This is a genomic window from Actinosynnema sp. NPDC037264, from assembly GCF_055603705.1.
The window spans coordinates 80,501-98,403 of the sequence record NZ_JBVJVK010000008.1 but is presented as its reverse complement, the minus strand read 5'-3'; the positions used below and the strand labels follow the sequence as shown (position 1 = coordinate 98,403).

Here is a 17,903-nt window from a genome sequence, read left to right as displayed (position 1 = left end):
GTCGCGCCGATTTCGCGGATAACGTTCTTGTGTGCTCCGACGAGTGAACCGCCTGGACCTGGCCCTGATGAGCCGAACCGGGGAGCTGCGCGCCTCGCCCGTCGACGAGGGCATGAAGCGATTGTCGCGCGCCGCCAACCACAGCGTGTTGTGGCTCGCCGTCGCGGGCGTGCTGGCGGTGCGCAAAGGGGTGACGCGGCGCGCGGGGTTGCGCGGGGTGGCCGCGATCGGCGGCGCGAGCTTCTCCGCGAGCCTGGTCGCGAAACGCCTGTTCCCGCGCCGCCGGCCCGCCGCCGACCTGCTCCACGTGCCCCGGCGGCTGACGAGGCGTCCCACGTCGTCGTCGTTCCCGTCCGGGCACGCGGCGTCGGCGGCGGCGTTCACCACGGCGGTGGCGATGGAGTCGCCCGCGCTGGGGGCGGCGATCGCGCCGGTCGCGGCGGCGGTGGCCTACTCGCGGGTGCACACCGGCGTGCACTGGCCGTCCGACGTGGCCGCAGGCGCCGCGATCGGGGTCGGCGCGGCCCTGCTGACCAGGCGTTGGTGGCCGTTGGGGCGGACCGAGCCCGCGTCGGCGCGCGAGCACCGGGCGTTGGCGGCCCTGGTCGACGGCGAAGGTCTCGCGGTCGTGGTGAACCCGAGCGCGGGCCTGGTCGGGGGCGATCCGACGGACGAGATCCTCCGCGAATGGCCGAAAGCCACGATCGTGGGAATCGAGGATCTCGACACGGTGATCGCCGATCACGCTCCGCAGGCACTGGGGGTGGCGGGCGGTGACGGGTCGGTGGCCGCGGTCGCCGCGCTGGCCGCGGCGCACCGGCTGCCGCTGGTCCTGGTGCCGTCCGGGACGTTGAACCACTTCGCTCGTGACGTGGGCGTGCAGGGGCTGGACGACAGCGCGCGGGCGGTCACCGACGGCGACGGCGCGCTGGTGGACCTCGCGGCGGTGTCCGTCGACGGCGCCGGGCCGCGCTGGTTCGTCAACACCGCGAGCCTCGGCGGCTACCCCGACATGGTGCGGCTGCGGGAGAAGTTGCAGGGCAGGTGGGGCAAGTGGCCGGCGGCGGCGATCGCGCTGGCCCGGGTGCTGCGCACGTCGCGGCCGCTGCGGGTGGAGCTGAACGGCGAGCGGCGGCTGGTGTGGATGCTGTTCGTCGGCAACGGCCCGTACCGGCCGAAGGGCTTCGCGCCGACGATGCGGCCCGCCCTGGACGCGGGGCTGATGGACGTCCGGTACATCCGCGCCGACACCCGGTTCTCCCGGGCGCGGTTCTTCCTCGGCGCGCTGCTCGGCTCCCTGCACCGCAGCCGGACCTACGGTCACCTGGAGACGCGGTGGCTGGACGTGCGGCTGCTCGACGGCGCGGTGGCGATCGCGACGGACGGCGAGGTCGGCCCCACGGGCTCGACGTTCGAGTTCCGGTCCCGGCCCGCGGCCCTGGCCGTCTACCGACCACAGGGATAAGGTTGACTCCGTCAACGTTTCTGTTGAGGGAGTCAACGATGACGGTCGCGGACGTCCGCGCGTTCAACCGCTTCTACACCGGCGTGATCGGTGTGCTCGACCGCGGCTACCTGGCCTCGCCGTACTCGCTGACCGAGGTGCGGGTGCTGTTCGAGCTGGCCGCGGGCCCCCGCGAGGCGGCCGACCTCCGCGCGGCGCTGTCGCTGGACGCGGGCTACCTCAGCCGCATCCTGACCCGCTTCGACCGGGACGGCCTGGTGACCCGCACGGTGTCCGAGCGCGACTCGCGCCGCCACGTCGTCGCGCTCACCCCGCACGGCGAGTCCGTGTTCGCCGACCTGAACGCCCGGTCCGACGCCGAGATCGGCGCACTGCTGGACCGGGTGCCGCCGGCGGACCGGGTCGAGCTGGTGGCCTCGATGCGGAAGGTCGAACGCCTGCTCACCGGCACGCCCCGGTCGTACCTGCTGCGGCCGTTGCGCCCGGGCGACCTCGGGTGGGTGGTCAACCGGCACGGGGTGCGGTACGCGGAGGAGTGCGGTTTCGACCAGACCTTCGAGGCGCTGGTGGCACGGGTCGCGGGCGAGTACGGGGCGCGCCACTGCCCCGACCACGAGGCGGCGTGGATCGCCGAGGTCGACGGCGAACCGGTCGGCTCGATCTTCTGCATGCGGGTCGACGACCGCACCGCCAAGCTCCGCCTGCTGCTCGTCGAACCCGCCGCACGGGGCCTGGGCATCGGCGCGCGACTGGTCGACGAGTGCCTCCGCTTCGCCCGCCGGGCCGGGTACGAGCGGATGGAGCTGTGGACCGTGGCGGGCCTGGCGGCGTCGCGGCACCTCTACGAGAAGGTCGGCTTCACCCTCGACGAGAGCACGCCGGAACGCCTGTTCGGGCGGGACGTGGAGGCGCAGACCTGGTCGCTGCACCTGTGACGCGCCGCGATTCCAGCAGTTCGACATGGTCGAACGGTGAAGCGCTAGAGTGATCGCGTGCCCGGTCCCATCCAGTCCATCGAACGGGCAGCCGCGGTGCTGCGGCTGCTGGCCAGCGGTGCGCGGCGGATGGGGGTGGCGGAACTCGCCCGAGCCCTCGACCTGCCGAAACCGACCGTGCACGGCATCCTCCGCACGTTGCAGCTGGTCGGGTTCGTCGAGCAGTCGCCGGACACGGGCAAGTACCAGCTCGGCGCGGCGCTGTTCCACATCGGCAGCAGCTACCTCGACGGCAACGAGCTGCGCACCCGCGCGCTGAACTGGTCGGACTCGCTGGCCTCGCGCAGCATGGAGAGCGTCCGCATCGGCACCCTGCACGAGAACCAGGTCCTGGTCGTGCACCACGTCTTCCGGCCGGACAACTCCCGCCAGGTCCTCGAAGTCGGCGCGCTGCTCCCCTCGCACGCCAGCGCGTTGGGCAAGGTCCTGCTCGCCGACGACCCGGTCGGCCTCGGCCTCGCCGACGACGAGCCGCTCAAGTCCTACACCGCCGCCACGATCACCGACCTCGACCGGCTCGGCGACGCGTTGGAGCAGGTCAGGCAGCGCGGCTGGGCGTCGGAGGTCGAAGAGCTGGTCGAGGGCGAAGTGTCGCTGGCGGCCCCGATCCGGGACCGGCGGCTGGTGACGGTGGGCGCGGTCGGGATCTCCGGGCCCGTCGAGCGCCTGTGCGACGAGAAGAAGCAGCCGCGCACGGACCTCGTGTCCTACGTGCGCGAGGCCGCGCGGTCCATCTCGCGCGAGCTCGGCGCCATCCCCTGGTGACGAGGGCGTTCCGGAAGGGTTGACATCTTGTGAGCGTCGGCACAGGATTCACGCGCACCGTACGACATTGTCGAACGGCATTCAGGCCAGAGAGGGCGCGTGGATGACCAACCAGTCGATCTTCATCGGTGAGTTCCTGGGCACCGCACTGCTGTTGCTGCTCGGCAACGGCGTCGTCGCGGGCGTGGTGCTGGCGAAGTCCAAGTCGAACGGCGCGGGCTGGGTGGTGATCACGTTCGGCTGGGGCTTCGCGGTCCTCGCGGGTGCCTACGCGGTCGCGCCGCTGTCCGGCGCGCACCTCAACCCGGCCGTCACCGTCGGCCTGGCCATCCACAACGGCGAGTGGAGCACCGTCCCGCTCTACCTGCTCGCCCAGCTCCTCGGCGCGTTCACCGGCGCCGTCCTGTGCTACCTCGCCTACCTCGGCCAGTTCCGCGCCAACACCGGCGACGTGCTCGGCGTCTTCGCCACCGGCCCCGAGGTCCGCCACCGCGCGCAGAACCTGACCACCGAGGTCATCGCCACGTTCGTGCTGGTGTTCGTCATCCTGGCGACCGGCCAGACCAAGGGCCTGGAGACCTCCGGCACCGGCGTGCTGATCGTCGCCCTGCTGGTCGTCGGCATCGGCATGTCCCTCGGCGGGCCCACCGGCTACGCCATCAACCCCGCGCGCGACCTGGGCCCCCGCCTCGCGCACGCCGTCCTGCCGATCCCCGGAAAGGGTGGATCGGACTGGGGATACGCCTGGATCCCCGTCGTCGGTCCCCTGATCGGCGGAGCATTGGCCGGGCTCGTCGACATCGCCGTCTACTGAGGAGCGTCCCACCGTGAGCACCTACATCGCCGCCATCGACCAGGGCACGACCTCCTCACGCTGCATCGTCTTCGACCACGGCGGCGCGATCGTGTCCGTGGCGCAGAAGGAGCACCGGCAGATCTTCCCCAAGCCCGGCTGGGTCGAGCACGACGCCGAGGAGATCTGGGCCAACGTGCTCGACGTCGTGCACGGCGCGCTGCAGAAGGCCTCGCTGACCGTGCACGACCTGGCCGCCGTCGGCATCACCAACCAGCGCGAGACCACGCTGGTGTGGGACAAGGCCACCGGCAAGCCCGTGCACAACGCGATCGTCTGGCAGGACACCCGCACCGACCAGCTGGTCAAGGAGCTCGGCGAGCAGGACCGGTTCCGCGAGAAGTGCGGCCTGCCGCTGGCCACCTACTTCTCCGGGCCCAAGGTCCGCTGGCTGCTCGACCACGTCGACGGCCTGCGCGCCCGCGCCGAGGCGGGCGAGGTGCTGTTCGGCACCATGGACACCTGGCTGATCTGGAAGCTCACCGGCCGCCACGTCACCGACGTCACCAACGCCAGCCGCACCATGCTGATGAACCTGGAGACGCTGGACTGGGACGACGAGCTGGTCGACGCGATCGGCGTGCCCAAGGCGATGCTGCCGGAGATCCGCTCGTCCGCGGAGGTCTACGGCACCGCGACCGGCACGCTGGAAGGCGTCCCGGTGGCCTCCGCGCTCGGCGACCAGCAGGCGGCGCTGTTCGGCCAGACCTGCTACTCGCCCGGCGAGGGCAAGTGCACCTACGGCACCGGCAGCTTCCTGCTGGTCAACACCGGCGACAAGCCGGTGGTGTCGGAGAACGGCCTGCTGACCACGGTCGGCTACAAGATCGGCGACCAGCCGGCCGCGTACGCGCTGGAGGGCGCGATCGCGGTCACCGGCGCGTTGGTGCAGTGGTTCCGGGACAAGATGGGGCTGATCTCCAGCGCGCCCGAGATCGAGACGCTCGCGCGGTCGGTGCAGGACAACGGCGGCGCGTACTTCGTGCCCGCGTTCTCCGGCCTGTTCGCGCCGCACTGGCGGTCCGACGCGCGCGGCATCATCGCGGGCCTCACCGGCTACATCGACAAGGGCCACATCGCCCGCGCGGTGCTGGAGGCCACCGCCTGGCAGACCCGGGAGGTCGTGGACGCGATGAACGCCGACTCCGGCGTGGAACTGGTCGCGTTGAAGGTCGACGGCGGCATGACGGCCAACAACCTGCTCATGGGCTTCCTGTCCGACGTGCTGGACGTGCCCGTGGTGCGGCCGATCGTCGCCGAGACCACCTGCCTGGGCGCGGCCTACGCGGCGGGCCTCGCGGTCGGCTACTGGTCGGACACCGAGAGCCTGCGCGAGAACTGGCACAAGGCCGCCGAGTGGCTGCCCGGCATGGACGCGAAGACCCGCGACAAGGGCTACCGCAAGTGGAAGAAGGCGGTCGAGCGGACCGTCGGCTGGATTGACGAGGACGACAACGATGAGTGAGCAACGGGCCAGGGCGCGCGAGGCGCTGGGACACGGCGCCTTCGACCTGGTCGTGATCGGCGGCGGCGCGCTGGGCATCGCCACCACGTGGGCGGCGGCCCGGTCGGGCCTGCGGGTGGCGCTGGTGGAGGCGGGAGACTTCGCGGGCGCCACGTCCAGCGCGTCGTCCAAGCTCGTGCACGGCGGCCTGCGGTACCTGGCGATGGGTCCGGGCGCGGTGCCGATGGTGCGGGAGAACCACGCCGAGCGGCGCGCGCTGGGCGACCACCTGGCGCCGCACCTGGTCCGGCCGCTGCCGTTCCTGGTGCCGGTGTACCGGGGCGGGCCGCACTCGCGGTCGGTGCTCGGCGCGGGCGTGGTGCTGTACTCGGCGCTGTCCGGGTTCGGCGACGGCGTCGGCAAGGTGCTGTCGGCGCGGCGGGCCGTGGAGCACGTGCCCCACCTGCGGACCGAGGGCCTGCGCGGCGCGGCGCTGTACTACGACCACCAGATGAACGACGCGCGCGTGGCCATCACGGCGGCGCGTGCGGCGGCCGAAGCGGGCGCCGTGCTGCTGAACCACGTCGAGGTGACGGGCCTGCGCAAGCGCGGCGGGCTGGTGACCGGGGTCGAGCTGCTCGACAAGGTGGACGGCGGCGAGTTCGGGCTGGACGCGTCGGTGGTGGTCAACGCGACCGGGCCGTGGCTGGACTCGGTGCGGCGGATGGAGGACGCGGCGGCCGCGCCGAGCATCCGGCTGTCCAAGGGCGCGCACCTCGTGCTGAAGACGGACGAGCCGTGGCGTGCGGCGATGACCATCCCGGTGGACGACGTGCGGGTGTCGTTCGCCATCCCGTGGGAGGGGCAACTCCTGCTGGGCACGACCGACGAGCCGTACGAGGGCGACCCGGCCGACGTGCGGTGCTCGCCCGCCGACGTCGACCAGATCCTCGGTGAGGCGTCGGTCGGCATCGTCGCGTCGGCGTTGGACCGGTCGCGGCTGGCGTACGCGTTCGCCGGGCTCCGGGTGCTGCCCGGCGGGTCCGGCGACACCAGCCACGCCAAGCGGGAGACCGTGATCACCCGCGGTCGTGGCGGGATGATCAGCGTGGCGGGCGGCAAGTGGACCACGTTCCGGCGCATCGGCGCGTCGGTGCTGGCGCGCGTCGGCGAGGCGCTGGGCCGGGACCTGTCGCACGCGTTCGACGGCGTGCCGTCGGCGTTGCCGGGCGCGGCCCTGCCCGACCGGGTGAGCGCGCAGCTGGGCCGCGAGCTGCCGTCGGTGCCGGACGACGTGCTCCGGCACCTGGCCACGCACTACGGCACGGTGAGCCACGAGGTGCTGGCGCTGGCGTCGGACGACCCGTCGTTGCTGGACCGGGTGCACCCGGACGGGCCGGACATCTGGGCGCAGGTGGCGCACGCGCAGCGGTACGAGTGGGCGACCGAGGTGGACGACGTGCTGCGGCGGCGGACCACCGTGGTGGTGCGCGGGCTGGACACGCCGTCGGTGCGCGAGCGCACGGGGCGGTTGCTGGCCAAGGCCATCGCGTAGGCCGACCACGCCCGACCACGCGAAAGGGGCACTCTCCCGAGTGCCCCTTTCGCGTCAGCTCCGCCGTCCGATCCCTCTGCCGGACCCGGACGCCCGTCGCGCGATCAACGCGATCAGCCCGAGCAGGCCGATCTGACCGACGACCAAGCCGACGGTCGCCCACACCGGGAAGTCCACCGGGACCGCCCGGAGCGTGGCCACGGGGCCGACCACGGCCCCGACCATCACCATCGCGAGGACTGCGGCGGTGAGCAGTCGGGGAGCCTGGCTGGAGGGCACGGCCACTTCCACCCTGAGTCCCGACTTCTCCACGCGCACCCGCGCTTCGCGACTGGGTTCACCCCAGCCCTCTTCCGTGCCGGACCCGGACAATGCCCGATCCGGCGTTGCGGCACTCATGGGTGAAGTGCCCTTTCCTCTCCGGACAGGTACGCCCACTGCGGGCACAGCACGCCGGAGAACCACCTTGGGAGGTATCCGCTGCGCGAGCTCCCCCCGGAACTCCGAACAGCGAGCTGCCTCCCCCTCCTCGTCGCACCCCGTGCGACGAGGATGAAGTCCTCGTGGCTGCCCCGCGTCGGAACGGTGGTCGATTCCGAGGCCGGGCGACCCCTGTCAGGGGCCTTCGCGTGCGCCGAAGCACAAACGAGTCACGAGAACTCCTCTCGCCGGGGCGCGAACGCCCCTCGTGGTCCTGGCCACCCAGTGGTGACATGACCTACAGTACCGCTTCCGCAGCCGTGCGCAACCGGTTCGCCACATTTTCGCCACTGGAAATGTGGTTGATCGCTGCGGCGTCTGCGACAATGGTGGGCAGGGGGCAAGTCGGAGGAAGGTGCACATGTCGTCGGTCGAGCGGGCCACGTCGGACAAGCCCGCCGTCGCGGATCGGGTGAACGTCGCGCTGATCGCGGAGGCGGTCGAGGCGTTGGGCAAGTTGCAGGACCGGACCGGGCTCAAGAAGGTCGACCTGGTCAACCGGGCGTTGCTGATCTACGAGTTCGTCGACTCGGAGCTGCGCGCGGGCAACCAGGTGGTGCTGCGCGACCACGAGGGGCGCGACCAGCTGGTCAAGATCTTCCTGTGAACGCGGCGAAGGCCCCCGACGCGGTGTCGGGGGCCTTCGCCGTCAGTGGCGGAACCTACGGCTTGTCGTCGTTCGGCGGCAGGTTCACGTCCGTCACGGGCTTGCGCTTGGTGCCCTTGGCGGGTGGTTCGGCGGCCTTGGCCTCGTCGGCGGGTGCCGCGTCGTCGCCCGGGAGGAGGGCGGCGAGAGCGGCGCCCGTGATGCGGCGGAACGCGCGACGCGGCCGGGAGCGTTCCAGGACCGCGACCTCCAGCTTGCCGCGGTCGAGGAGGTCGGGCTTGCCGTTGCCGGTGGTGGTGCTGCCGGCGCTGAGCGCCTTCACCGCGGTGCGCACGGCGTCGGCCAGCGGCTGCGCCTCGGTGTAGGCGTCCTTGAGGGCGGTGCCCGTGGCCTCGGCCTGGCCGCCCATCACGACGTACTGCGGCTCTTCCACGATCGAGCCGTCGTAGGTCAGCCGGTACAGCGTGTCCTGCTCGGGGTCGACGCCGACCTCGGCCACGCAGATCTCCACCTCCAGCGGCTTGATCTGCTCGGCGAAGATCGAGCCCAGGGTCTGGGCGTAGACGTTCGCCAGCGAGCGGCCCGTCACGTCGCGCGGGTCGTTCTGGTACCCGCGGATGTCGGCGAACCGGATGCCCGCCTGGCGCAGGTTCTCGAACTCGCTGTAGCGGCCGACCGCGGCGAACGCGATGCGGTCGTAGATCTCGGACACCTTGTGCAGCGTCGCGGACGGGTTCTCCGCCACGAACAGCACGCCGTCGGCGTACCGGAGCACGACGACGCTCCGGCCTCGGGCGATGCCCTTCCGGGCGTACTCCGCGCGATCGCGGAGGATCTGCTCGGGTGAGGCGTACAACGGCATCGTCACTGCTGCGGCTCCCGGGCTCGGCGGATGCGGGTGGGGATGGGGGTCGACACGGCGCTCAGCCCGCCGGCCTGGCCTTGCGGCCCTCGACGACCGACTCGGCCAACGTCGCGGTGTCCGCGTCGGGCAGGTGGGCCGCGCCGTCGGCGGTGATCGTCACGACGACCGGGTAGATCTTGCGGATCACGTCCGGGCCGCCGGTGCCCGAGTCGTCGTCGGCCGCGTCGTACAGCGCCTCGATCGCGGTCCTGGTGGCGGCCTCGGCGTCCGCGTCCGGGTCGTACAGCTTCTTCATCGCCGACTTCGCGAACAGCGAACCGGAGCCGACGGCCTGGTAGCCCTGCGACTCCTCGTACCGCCCGCCGGTCACGTCGTAGGAGATGATGCGGCCCGCGCGGTCCGGGTCCGGCGCGTCGATGTCGAAACCCGCGAACAGCGGCACGACCGCCAGGCCCGCGAGCGCGGCGTCGAGGTTGCCCTTGATCATAGCGGAGAGCCGGTTCGCCTTGCCGTCCAACGACAGCGAGACGCCCTCGATCTTCTCGTAGTGCCGGAGCTCGACCGCGTAGAGCCGGACGATCTCGACCGCGATGCCCGCCGTGCCCGCGATCCCCACCGCCGAGTGGTCGTCGGTGATGAACACCTTCTTCATGTCGCGCTGGGCGATCACGTTGCCCATCGTGGCGCGCCGGTCGCCCGCGATCACCACGCCGCCCTTGAACGTGAGGGCGACGATGGTCGTGCCGTGCGGGGCCTGCACCGCGCTGCCCTCGGGCAGGGTGCGGCTCGACGGCAGCAGTTCGGGGGCCTGGGCGCGGAGGAAATCGGTGAACGACGACGACCCCGGCCTGAGGTAGGCCGGGGGCAACGACGCGGCCGGGTAGTGCCCGGTCGAGCTGTGGTCCATGTGTGAGTTTCTCTCCTGTCCCGCCGGCGGCTTCTTACTCGCCGCCCTTTTGCACGTACGCGCGGACGAAGTCCTCGGCGTTCTCCTCGAGCACGTCGTCGATCTCGTCGAGGATGGCGTCGACGTCCTCGCCGAGCTTCTCCCGGCGTTCCTGGCCGGCGCCGGCCGCGCCGTCGCCGTTCTCGTCGCCGTCACCGCCGCCTTGGCGCTGAACCTGTTCCTGGGCCATGTCGACCTCCCGGTCTTCGGGTCCTGCGAGTTAAACACTACCCACCAGGTACGACATCCTGCGCCTGCCACTCGGGTTTGTTGATCAGCCCCGGGTAAGCGCCTCCACCAGCTGCTCGGCCGTGTCCGAGGCCTCCAGCAGGGCTCCGACGTGCGCTTTCGTGCCGCGCAGCGGTTCCAGGGTGGGGATCCGGACGAGTGATTCCCGACCGAGGTCGAAGATCACCGAATCCCACGACGCGGCGGCCACCGAGGTGGGGTAGCGCTCCAGGCAGCGACCGCGGAAGTAGGCGCGGGTGTCCTCCGGCGGCGACAGGATGGCCGCCCGCACCTCCTCCTCGCTGACCAGGCGTTTCATCGAGCCGCGGGCCACCAGCCGGTTGTACAGGCCCTTGTCCAGCCGCACGTCGGAGTACTGCAGGTCGACCAGCGACAGCCGGGGCGAGCCCCAGGCCAGGCCGTCCCGGGCGCGATAGCCTTCGAGCAACCGCAGCTTCGCCACCCAGTCGAGGCGGTCGGCGCACTCCTGCGGGTCGCGGGCCAGCGCGTCGAGCACCTCGCCCCACACGCGCAGCACGTCCCGGTCGCCGTAGCCCTCCTGCTCGACGAACGCGGCGGCGCGCTCGTAGTAGGCGAACTGCAGGTCCAACCCGGTGAACTTGCGCCCGCTCGCCAGCTCGACCTTCACCTTGAGGGTCGGGTCGTGGCTGATCTGGTGCACCGCCCGGACCGGCTCCTGCAACCGCAGGTCGTCGAACCGGCGGCCGGCCTCGATCATGTCGAGCACCAGCGACGTGGAGCCGCACTTGATGTAGGTGGAGTACTCGGCGAGGTTCGCGTCGCCGATGATGACGTGCAGCCGGCGGTACTTGTCCGCGTCGGCGTGCGGCTCGTCGCGGGTGTTGATGATGCCGCGCTTGAGCGTGGTCTCCAGGCCGACCTCGACCTCGATGTAGTCGGAGCGCTGGGACAGCTGGTAGCCCGCCTCCTCGCCCGCCGCGCCGATGCCGACGCGGCCGGAGCCGACCACGACCTGGCGGGACGCGAAGAACGGCGTGAGCCCGGCGATCACCGCGGTGAACGGCGTGCTGCGCTGCATCAGGTAGTTCTCGTGGGTGCCGTAGCTGGCGCCCTTGCCGTCCACGTTGTTCTTGTAGAGCTGCAACCGGGGCTGGCCGGGGACGGTGGCCGCGCGCATCGCGGCCTCCTCCATCACCCGCTCCCCCGCCTTGTCCCAGATCACCGCGTCGCGCGCGTTGGTGACCTCGGGCGCGGAGTACTCCGGGTGCGCGTGGTCGACGTAGAGGCGCGCGCCGTTGGTGAGGATCACGTTGGCCGCGCCCAGGTCCTCGACGTCGCTGTCGCCGGGGTGGCCGCCGGGCGTGCCGAGGTCGAAGCCGCGCGCGTCGCGCAGCGGCGATTCGACCTCGTAGTCCCAGCGCGCCCGGCGCGCCCGCGGTATGTCGGCGGCCGCCGCGTAGGCCAGCACGACCTGTGTCGAGGTGAGCACCGGGTTCGCCGTCGCGTCACCCGGCACCGAGATGCCGTACTCGACTTCGGTTCCCATGATCCGCCGCATGTACGCAGACTACGACGTTCCACCGACACACCGCCCGGACCCAGGTCACGTTTCAGCCGGCCGCGAGTCCCGCGGCGGGCCTGATCCGGGACGCGCCGCGGGCCGGCCCGAACGCCGCGAGCACCGCCAGGACCACCACGCCCGCGCCCCCGACCAGCAGCGGGAGCACCGCCGCCGTGGGCCACACGAACACGCCGACGGCGGCCAGCGTCAGCTCCGCGTAGACGAGGCCGAACACACCCCCTCCCAGCACTCCCACCAGCGCCAACAGCACCGCTTCGGCCACCACGCCACCTTGCAGGCCGCCCTTGGTCACGCCGAGCGCGCGGCGCAGCGCCAGCTCCTTGCGGCGCTCCTGCACGGAGATCGTCAACGCGGTCCCGATGCCGGTCACCGCGACCGCGACGGACAGCCCCAGCAGCACCATCAGCAGCACGATCCCCAGGTCGAGGTAGCGCTGGTTCTCGGCGTTCGCCTCGGCCCTGGTCTTCACCAGAACGGTGGGCGAGTCGGCCAGCGCCGCCCGCACGCCCGCCTCGTAGGCGGCGGGGTCCGCGCCCGGTTCGAACGCCACCAGCACCTTGGACGCGGGCGCCAGGTCCGGTTCGGCCAGCACCACGTCGGCGCCGTCGAGCAGGGAGCCGGCGAACGTGCCGACGACCGTGGCCGTGCGCGGCCCGCCGGGCAGTCCCTCGACCGTGAACGGCCGGCCGACCTGCGCGCCGAACCGCTCGGCGTACCACTCGTCCAGCAGGACGGCGCCGGGCGCGAAGTCCTTGGCGTTGACGTCCTGCCTGGTCAGCCACTCGCGCAGGCGTTCGGGGTCGGCGCCGGCGAGCTGGGTCGGGAACGTGCGGCCCTCGGCGTCCCGCTGCTCGGTGACGACACCGTGCAGCACGACCGTGCTCGCCGCTTCCGGCCGGTTGGCCGCCGCGCCGACACCGCCGGCGAGCGCGCGTCCGCCGGAGTCGGCGACCACGGCGTCGGGCCGCGGCTCGTTGCTGAACTCGTCCTCCATGCGCTGCGCCGAACCCACCGTGACGGCGAAGAACGTGACCATGGCGGCGGCCAGGAGCAGCGGCATCGCCACCGACGCGGACCGCTGCGGCACCCGCCGCACCTCGGCGGCGGCCAGCTTCCACTGCGCGCCGCCGAAGCGGCTCGCGACCGTGCCGAAGATCCGGCCGAGCGCGGGCACGACCACCGGCCCGAGCACGCCGAACAGGCCGAACACGGCGGTGATGCCGGAGAACAGGACCAGGAAGATCGCGGCGAGCGAGCCGGCGGCGAGAACCGCGAGCGCCGCCATGACCGTCGCGGTGACCACCAGGCCGATGCCGAAGAACCGCCGGCGGCGCACCACGGCCCGGTCGGGCGTCTGGCCTTCGGACGTCCGCAGCGCCGCGAGCGGCGAGATGCGCGCGGCGGCCAGCGCGGGCCGGACCGCGGCGAACGCGCTGAGCGTGGCCGCCGTGACGACGCCGATCACCAGCTGGCCGGTCGAGGGCAGCAGCGGCGGGCTCAGCTCGACCGCGCCGAGCAGCGAGGACAGGCCGGTGGTGTCGAACAGCCTGGCCAGCAGCCACGCCACCGACCCGCCGAGCACCGCGCCGAGGACGCCCGCGACCGCGCCGGTGAGCAGCGCCTCGAAGAGGTTCGCCCAGACCAGCGGGCCCCGGTGCGCGCCGAGGCAGCGCAGCAGCGCGGTGTGCCGCTGGCGTTGCGCGTAGACGGCGCGGTAGGTGGCGGAGGCGACGAAGACGGACGTGGCCAGCGCCAGGATGCTGAACGGCAGCAGCACGGCCGCCAGGTCGTTGTCGGGCGGCTCCGCCGCGATCGCCGCCCTGGTGTCCACCGGGAAGCCCTCCCCCACGGCCCGGGCGACGGCGTCGCGGTCGCCGCCGACCACGTAGATCGCCTCGACCCGGGGCTCGCCGCCGAGCTTGGCGGCCAGGCGCTCGCCGACCACGATCACCGGCTCCTCGCCGAACGAGCCGCGTTTGGTGATGCCCCGGACGACCACGTCCACCGGCTTGCCCGCCGCGTCGGCCACCCGCACGGAGGAGCCCGGCTTGAGGCCGTGCTCGTAGGCGGTGACCCGGTCGAGCGCGATCTCGCCGTCGGGGCCGGGCGAGCGGCCCTCCAGGATCGGCACGCGGTGCAGGTCGGCGCGGTCGGGCTCGATGTCGGCGGTGGCGCGCCGGTCGCCCGCGCGCCCGCCCTCGATCAGCAGGTCGACGCGGACCTCGCGGATCGGTTGCGCCACCGTCACCCCGGCGACCTGCGCCACCCGATCGGCGGTCGCCTGGTCGAGAACCGCGTCCGAGTAGAGCGGCGGGCGGACCACGAGGTCGACGCCGGCGGGCACGGTGGGCGCGCCCTCGTTCGCGGCGCGCACCATCGCGTCGCTGAGCATCAGGGCGGCCAGCAGGCAGGCGACGCCGACCACCAGGGCGACGCCGGGCAGCGCGGCGCGACCGGGCCGGTTGCGGAACTCGGCGACCGCGAGCCGCAGGGATGTGGGCACAACTCCTCCTCGTGACGCGAACGCCACGACGTTAGGAACCGGGGGCGTCGGCAGGCGTCGGCCCGAGGTAGCACGGCCCGGTGCTACCAGGGGAGGATCTTGGCGTGGAGCACGTGGTAGTGGTGGACACCGACGGCACGCCCATCGGCACGGCGACGCGCGCCCGGATGCGCGCGGAAGGCCTGTGGCACCTCTGCGCCGTGATCGTCGTGCGCTCGCTCGACGGGACCCGGCTGTACGTGCACCGGCGCACCGACACCAAGGACGTCTACCCTGGGCTGTACGACCCGACGTGCGGCGGTGTCGTCGCGGCGGGTGAGACGCCGGACGAGTGCGCGGTGCGGGAGTTGGCGGAGGAGCTGGGGGTTTCGGCGGCGCCGGAGTTCCGGTTCAGCACGCCCTTCGTGGACGGAACCATCCGCTATGTCGCGCACGTTTACGAGGTGCGCAGCGATGGACCGTTCGTGCACCAGCCGGAAGAAGTGGCGTGGGGCGGCTGGCTGGGGGCGGACGAGGTGCGGGCGTTGGCGGAAGACCCCGGGTGGCCGGTCGTGCCGGACGGTCGGGCCCTGATCCGGGAGTGGTTCAGATGGGCATGATGTTCGCGATGTCGATCCCCGGCCTCGCCCTGCTGCTGCTCGCGCTCGCTTCGGGCGAGCGGCTGTGGAAGTGGGTCCGCCGGCGCCAGGGTCACCCGGTCGTGTCCGCGACCGCGATGGACGAGTTCACCACCCTGTTCCACGGCAGCAAGCACATCGAGCTGGAACAGCGCCAGGTGACGCTGATGCTGGGCGAGGACGAGGAGTCGGGCGCGCCGCCGCGCGGGCCGGTGGACCTCGACTCGGGCGCCGTCAGGCTCATTCCCAGGCCAGCGACGCCCGAGTAGCCCAGTACCGCTCGGCGGGCTCCGCGCAGTCGGCGAGCTCGTCCGGCGCCAGGTCGACGTCCCGTGCCGCAAGGTTGGCCCGCAGCTGCTCCGGGCTCGCCGCGCCCGAGAGCACCACGTCGGCCCACGGTTGGGCGAGCACGGCGGCCAGCGCGACGGCGTCCGGGCCGACGCCGTGCTCGTCGGCCAGGTCGCGCACGCGGGGCGGCGGGTCGACGGCCAGCCTGCCGTTGGCCAGGCCCTCCTTGACGAACACCTCCGCGCCGGACTCCTTGGCGAACGCCAGCGCCGGTCCCGCCGAGGTCTCCAGGACGTTCCAGGTGGATTGGACGCTGTCGAACAGCCGCCGCCCCTCGACGGTGAGCTCCAGCGCGCGGCGGATCGTCTCGCCCTGGTGCGGGCCGGAGGTGGAGAAGCCGACGCGGACGCCCGAGTCGCGCAGGCCGCCCAGGGCGAGGAGCAGGTCGAGGTCGCCGAACAGCGGGCTGTCGGAGGTCAGCGAGTGCACGTCGTAGAGGCCGACGTGCGCGCCGAGCAGGTCCTCGGTCTCCCGCCACTGCCGGGTGAACCGCTCGACCGAGTGCTCCTTGACCTCGTGCGTGTCCGCGTCCCGCCGCCAGTCGGCGACGTAGGCGTAGCCCCACTTGCTCGACACCTGCACGTCCTGGTGGCCGCGTGCGGCCAGCCACTGGGCCAGGAACTCCTCCGCGCGGCCGTAGGAGCGGGCCGCGTCGACCCGTCGCACGCCCGCCGCGTAGGCGGCGTCCAGGACGGCGTGGCACTGGGCGCGCATGGCGTCCACGTCGCGGTGTTCGGGCAGCGCGTGCTCGCGGCCGAGGTTGATGTAGGCGGGGCGGCCGAGCGCGGCCAGGCCGAGGGCGAAGTCGGGCACGTCCGACACGGTAACGGGCGGCCTTCCGAGCCGCCGGACGCCGTGGCGGGGTGCTGCCGTGTCGGTGTCGCCGAACCGCCGATGCCACCGGGTCCGCCTCCGAACCCGGTGGCCGCGGGTTCCCACGCCCCCGCATCGCTGATGCGGGAGACCGGTGCCGCAGAAGGTGGTCGACGTGTCAGGCGTCGCGGCGGAGGAGGGCGAGGGCGCCCGCTCCCAGCGCCAGGGCCAGGTAGGCGAGCATGACCAGGCCCGCGCCCAGTGGCGACAGGGGTGCGTCCGGTGACTCGGCTGCCAGTTGGGGTGCCAGGACCGGCAGCATCACGGAGTACACGCGTTCGTTCCAGGGATCCGGCAGGATCAGGGTCAGGGACGGCAGCACGAACAGCAGGGCGCACAGGGAGACCAGGGCGCCCGCCGTGGAGCGGAGCAGGAAGCCCAGGCCCAGGCCGAGCAGGGCCAGCAGGACCAGCGACGCGGTGTTCGCCAGGAGGGTCGGCAGGGCGTCGGTGAACGAGCTGTACGCCGAGATCGGTTCGGGGCGGTCGCCGGTGATCAGTTCTCCGGTCTGGTAGGCGAGCAGGACGGTCGCCAGGCCGATCAGCAGCGACGCGCCGGCCACCACGACCGTCTTCGCCAGCAGGTAGGCCCCGCGCCGCGGCACGGAGACGAGGGCGGTGCGGATCATCCCGCTGCCGTACTCCGAGGTGACCGCCAGGGCGCCCAGCACGCCGAGGCAGAACTGGGTGAACGGGACCACCATCACGCTCGGGTCGGCGGCGCCGAACTTCTGCTGGAGCTCCGGCGGCGAGGTGTCCCAGTCGGCCGTCATCAGGTACGACACCAGCGCGCCGCCGAGCAGGCACACCGCGATGGTCGTCAGGACGTAGGTGGTCGAGCGGACCGAGCGGAGCTTCAGCCACTCCGAGTTCAGCACGTCGGTCATCGGGCGGTCTCCCGGGTGCGGTACTCCACGCTGTCCTCGGTCAGCTCGAGGTAGGCGTCCTCCAGGGACGCGCTGCGCGGGGTCAGTTCGTGGATGGGGATGCCGTCGCGCGCGGCGAGGTCGGCGATGTCCGGGGCGTCCAGGCCCTGGACGAGCAGGGCGCCGGCGTCGGACCGGGTTCTCGCGCCTGCGGCGGCCAGGGCGGTCACCAGGGCGTCCGGCGCGGGGGTGCGCACCAGCACGTCCCTCTTGAACTTCTCCTGGAGGTCCTGCATGGACGCCTCCAGGATCAGCTTGCCCCGGCCGATCACGATCACCCGGTCGGCGGTCAGGGCCATCTCGCTCATCAGGTGGCTGGACACGAGCACGGTGCGGCCCTCGCGGGCCAGGTCGCGCATCAGGTGCCTGATCCAGCGGATGCCCTCCGGGTCGAGGCCGTTCACCGGCTCGTCGAACAGCAGCACGCCGGGGTCGCCGAGCAGGGCCGCCGCCACCCCGAGGCGCTGCTTCATGCCGAGCGACAGCGAGCTCACGCGTCTCTTCGCCACACCCGCCAGGCCGACCTGCTCCAGGGTGGCGACGGCCCGGCTGTCCTTGATGCCGTTGCTGCGGGCCAGCACGCGGAGGTGGTCGTAGGCGGACCGGCCGCCGTGCACCGCGCCCGCGTCGAGCAGCGCGCCGACGTGGTGCATGGGCCGGCGGATCCCGGCGTACCGGCGACCGTCGACGAGCGCCTCGCCGCTGGTCGGCCGGTCGAGGCCGAGGATCGCCCGCATGGTGGTGGACTTGCCCGCGCCGTTGGGGCCGAGGAAGCCCGCGACGTAGCCGGGTTTCACCTCGAACGAGAGGCCGTCCACCGCCCGGGTGGCGCGGTAGCTCTTGGTCAGTTGCCGTACTTCGATCATGGGG

The 17,903-nt window shown here is 72.5% G+C and carries 18 protein-coding genes; 9 read left to right on the top strand and 9 right to left on the bottom strand.

The genetic code is table 11. From position 1 onward, the window contains the following. The first annotated feature begins 31 nt into the window (after positions 1-31). From ACZ7GX_RS12560 to ACZ7GX_RS12535, 6 genes are all read left to right on the top strand, one after another. Positions 32-1,465 carry a bifunctional phosphatase PAP2/diacylglycerol kinase family protein gene (locus ACZ7GX_RS12560; RefSeq protein WP_498775867.1) on the top strand — a complete coding sequence of 478 codons (1,434 nt, stop codon included), beginning with the start codon at positions 32-34 and terminating at the stop codon, positions 1,463-1,465. 38 nt (positions 1,466-1,503) lie between these two features. Beyond that, positions 1,504-2,400, top strand: a complete 897-nt coding sequence (locus ACZ7GX_RS12555) for a bifunctional helix-turn-helix transcriptional regulator/GNAT family N-acetyltransferase (protein WP_498775865.1) — start codon at positions 1,504-1,506, stop codon at positions 2,398-2,400. A 57-nt stretch (positions 2,401-2,457) separates the two neighbouring features. After that, the gene (locus ACZ7GX_RS12550) at positions 2,458-3,225 is read left to right on the top strand and encodes an IclR family transcriptional regulator (protein WP_498775863.1); all 768 of its coding nucleotides are present in this window, start codon (positions 2,458-2,460) and stop codon (positions 3,223-3,225) included. 103 nt (positions 3,226-3,328) lie between these two features. Next, entirely contained in the window at positions 3,329-4,039 is a 711-nt protein-coding gene (locus tag ACZ7GX_RS12545; protein WP_498775861.1) for an MIP/aquaporin family protein, read from the top strand. 13 nt (positions 4,040-4,052) lie between these two features. Then, positions 4,053-5,543 carry a glycerol kinase GlpK gene (glpK, locus tag ACZ7GX_RS12540; protein WP_498775859.1) on the top strand — a complete coding sequence of 497 codons (1,491 nt, stop codon included), beginning with the start codon at positions 4,053-4,055 and terminating at the stop codon, positions 5,541-5,543. Then, a complete protein-coding gene (locus tag ACZ7GX_RS12535; protein ID WP_498775857.1) occupies positions 5,536-7,077 on the top strand; it encodes a glycerol-3-phosphate dehydrogenase/oxidase in 1,542 nt (513 codons plus the stop codon). The genes glpK and ACZ7GX_RS12535 overlap by 8 nt, the downstream gene beginning before the upstream one ends. Before the next feature lie 54 nt (positions 7,078-7,131). On the opposite strand, the gene ACZ7GX_RS12530 is transcribed toward ACZ7GX_RS12535, so the two are convergent. Continuing rightward, positions 7,132-7,356 (bottom strand): hypothetical protein, encoded by a 225-nt coding sequence (locus tag ACZ7GX_RS12530; RefSeq protein WP_498775855.1) that lies wholly within the window; start codon positions 7,354-7,356, stop codon positions 7,132-7,134. 562 nt (positions 7,357-7,918) lie between these two features. On the opposite strand from ACZ7GX_RS12530, the gene ACZ7GX_RS12525 reads away from it, so the two are divergent. Continuing rightward, a complete protein-coding gene (locus ACZ7GX_RS12525) occupies positions 7,919-8,164 on the top strand; it encodes a hypothetical protein (protein WP_498775853.1) in 246 nt (81 codons plus the stop codon). Between the two features lie 55 nt (positions 8,165-8,219). Here the strand turns inward: ACZ7GX_RS12525 and prcA are convergent, their stop codons facing one another. From prcA to ACZ7GX_RS12500, 5 genes are all read right to left on the bottom strand, one after another. Further along, a complete protein-coding gene (prcA, locus tag ACZ7GX_RS12520) occupies positions 8,220-9,032 on the bottom strand; it encodes a proteasome subunit alpha (protein WP_498775851.1) in 813 nt (270 codons plus the stop codon). A gap of 55 nt (positions 9,033-9,087) precedes the next feature. After that, positions 9,088-9,936, bottom strand: a complete 849-nt coding sequence (prcB, locus tag ACZ7GX_RS12515) for a proteasome subunit beta (protein ID WP_498775849.1) — start codon at positions 9,934-9,936, stop codon at positions 9,088-9,090. Between the two features lie 34 nt (positions 9,937-9,970). Further along, a complete protein-coding gene (locus ACZ7GX_RS12510) occupies positions 9,971-10,165 on the bottom strand; it encodes a ubiquitin-like protein Pup (RefSeq protein ID WP_053716644.1) in 195 nt (64 codons plus the stop codon). Positions 10,166-10,249: 84 nt separating this feature from the next. Continuing rightward, a complete protein-coding gene (dop, locus tag ACZ7GX_RS12505; RefSeq protein WP_498775847.1) occupies positions 10,250-11,743 on the bottom strand; it encodes a depupylase/deamidase Dop in 1,494 nt (497 codons plus the stop codon). Positions 11,744-11,795: 52 nt separating this feature from the next. Then, entirely contained in the window at positions 11,796-14,270 is a 2,475-nt protein-coding gene (locus ACZ7GX_RS12500) for an FtsX-like permease family protein (RefSeq protein WP_498775845.1), read from the bottom strand. A gap of 104 nt (positions 14,271-14,374) precedes the next feature. On the opposite strand from ACZ7GX_RS12500, the gene ACZ7GX_RS12495 reads away from it, so the two are divergent. Further along, positions 14,375-14,869 carry an NUDIX hydrolase gene (locus tag ACZ7GX_RS12495; RefSeq protein WP_498775843.1) on the top strand — a complete coding sequence of 165 codons (495 nt, stop codon included), beginning with the start codon at positions 14,375-14,377 and terminating at the stop codon, positions 14,867-14,869. Continuing rightward, positions 14,860-15,156 carry a DUF6191 domain-containing protein gene (locus ACZ7GX_RS12490; RefSeq protein WP_498775841.1) on the top strand — a complete coding sequence of 99 codons (297 nt, stop codon included), beginning with the start codon at positions 14,860-14,862 and terminating at the stop codon, positions 15,154-15,156. Before ACZ7GX_RS12495 ends, ACZ7GX_RS12490 begins: the two co-directional genes overlap by 10 nt. Here ACZ7GX_RS12490 and ACZ7GX_RS12485 read toward each other — a convergent pair. From ACZ7GX_RS12485 to ACZ7GX_RS12475, 3 genes are all read right to left on the bottom strand, one after another. Next, on the bottom strand, positions 15,128-16,048 hold the full coding sequence (locus ACZ7GX_RS12485) for an aldo/keto reductase (RefSeq protein ID WP_498775838.1): 921 nt from the start codon (positions 16,046-16,048) through the stop codon (positions 15,128-15,130). The genes ACZ7GX_RS12490 and ACZ7GX_RS12485 overlap by 29 nt on opposite strands. A 178-nt stretch (positions 16,049-16,226) precedes the next feature. Next, positions 16,227-16,994, bottom strand: a complete 768-nt coding sequence (locus ACZ7GX_RS12480) for an ABC transporter permease (protein WP_498775836.1) — start codon at positions 16,992-16,994, stop codon at positions 16,227-16,229. Then, positions 16,991-17,899 carry an ABC transporter ATP-binding protein gene (locus ACZ7GX_RS12475; RefSeq protein ID WP_498775834.1) on the bottom strand — a complete coding sequence of 303 codons (909 nt, stop codon included), beginning with the start codon at positions 17,897-17,899 and terminating at the stop codon, positions 16,991-16,993. The genes ACZ7GX_RS12480 and ACZ7GX_RS12475 overlap by 4 nt, the downstream gene beginning before the upstream one ends. Positions 17,900-17,903: the final 4 nt, after the last annotated feature.

Coding starts and splice junctions, on each gene's coding strand:
- ACZ7GX_RS12555 (WP_498775865.1), top strand. CDS start 1,504: ATGACGGTCGCGGACGTCCGCGCGTTCAACCGCTTCTACACCGGCGTG.
- ACZ7GX_RS12545 (WP_498775861.1), top strand. CDS start 3,329: ATGACCAACCAGTCGATCTTCATCGGTGAGTTCCTGGGCACCGCACTG.
- ACZ7GX_RS12535 (WP_498775857.1), top strand. CDS start 5,536: ATGAGTGAGCAACGGGCCAGGGCGCGCGAGGCGCTGGGACACGGCGCC.
- ACZ7GX_RS12525 (WP_498775853.1), top strand. CDS start 7,919: ATGTCGTCGGTCGAGCGGGCCACGTCGGACAAGCCCGCCGTCGCGGAT.
- prcB (WP_498775849.1), bottom strand. CDS start 9,936: ATGGACCACAGCTCGACCGGGCACTACCCGGCCGCGTCGTTGCCCCCG.
- ACZ7GX_RS12510 (WP_053716644.1), bottom strand. CDS start 10,165: ATGGCCCAGGAACAGGTTCAGCGCCAAGGCGGCGGTGACGGCGACGAG.
- dop (WP_498775847.1), bottom strand. CDS start 11,743: ATGCGGCGGATCATGGGAACCGAAGTCGAGTACGGCATCTCGGTGCCG.
- ACZ7GX_RS12490 (WP_498775841.1), top strand. CDS start 14,860: ATGGGCATGATGTTCGCGATGTCGATCCCCGGCCTCGCCCTGCTGCTG.
- ACZ7GX_RS12480 (WP_498775836.1), bottom strand. CDS start 16,994: ATGACCGACGTGCTGAACTCGGAGTGGCTGAAGCTCCGCTCGGTCCGC.
- ACZ7GX_RS12475 (WP_498775834.1), bottom strand. CDS start 17,899: ATGATCGAAGTACGGCAACTGACCAAGAGCTACCGCGCCACCCGGGCG.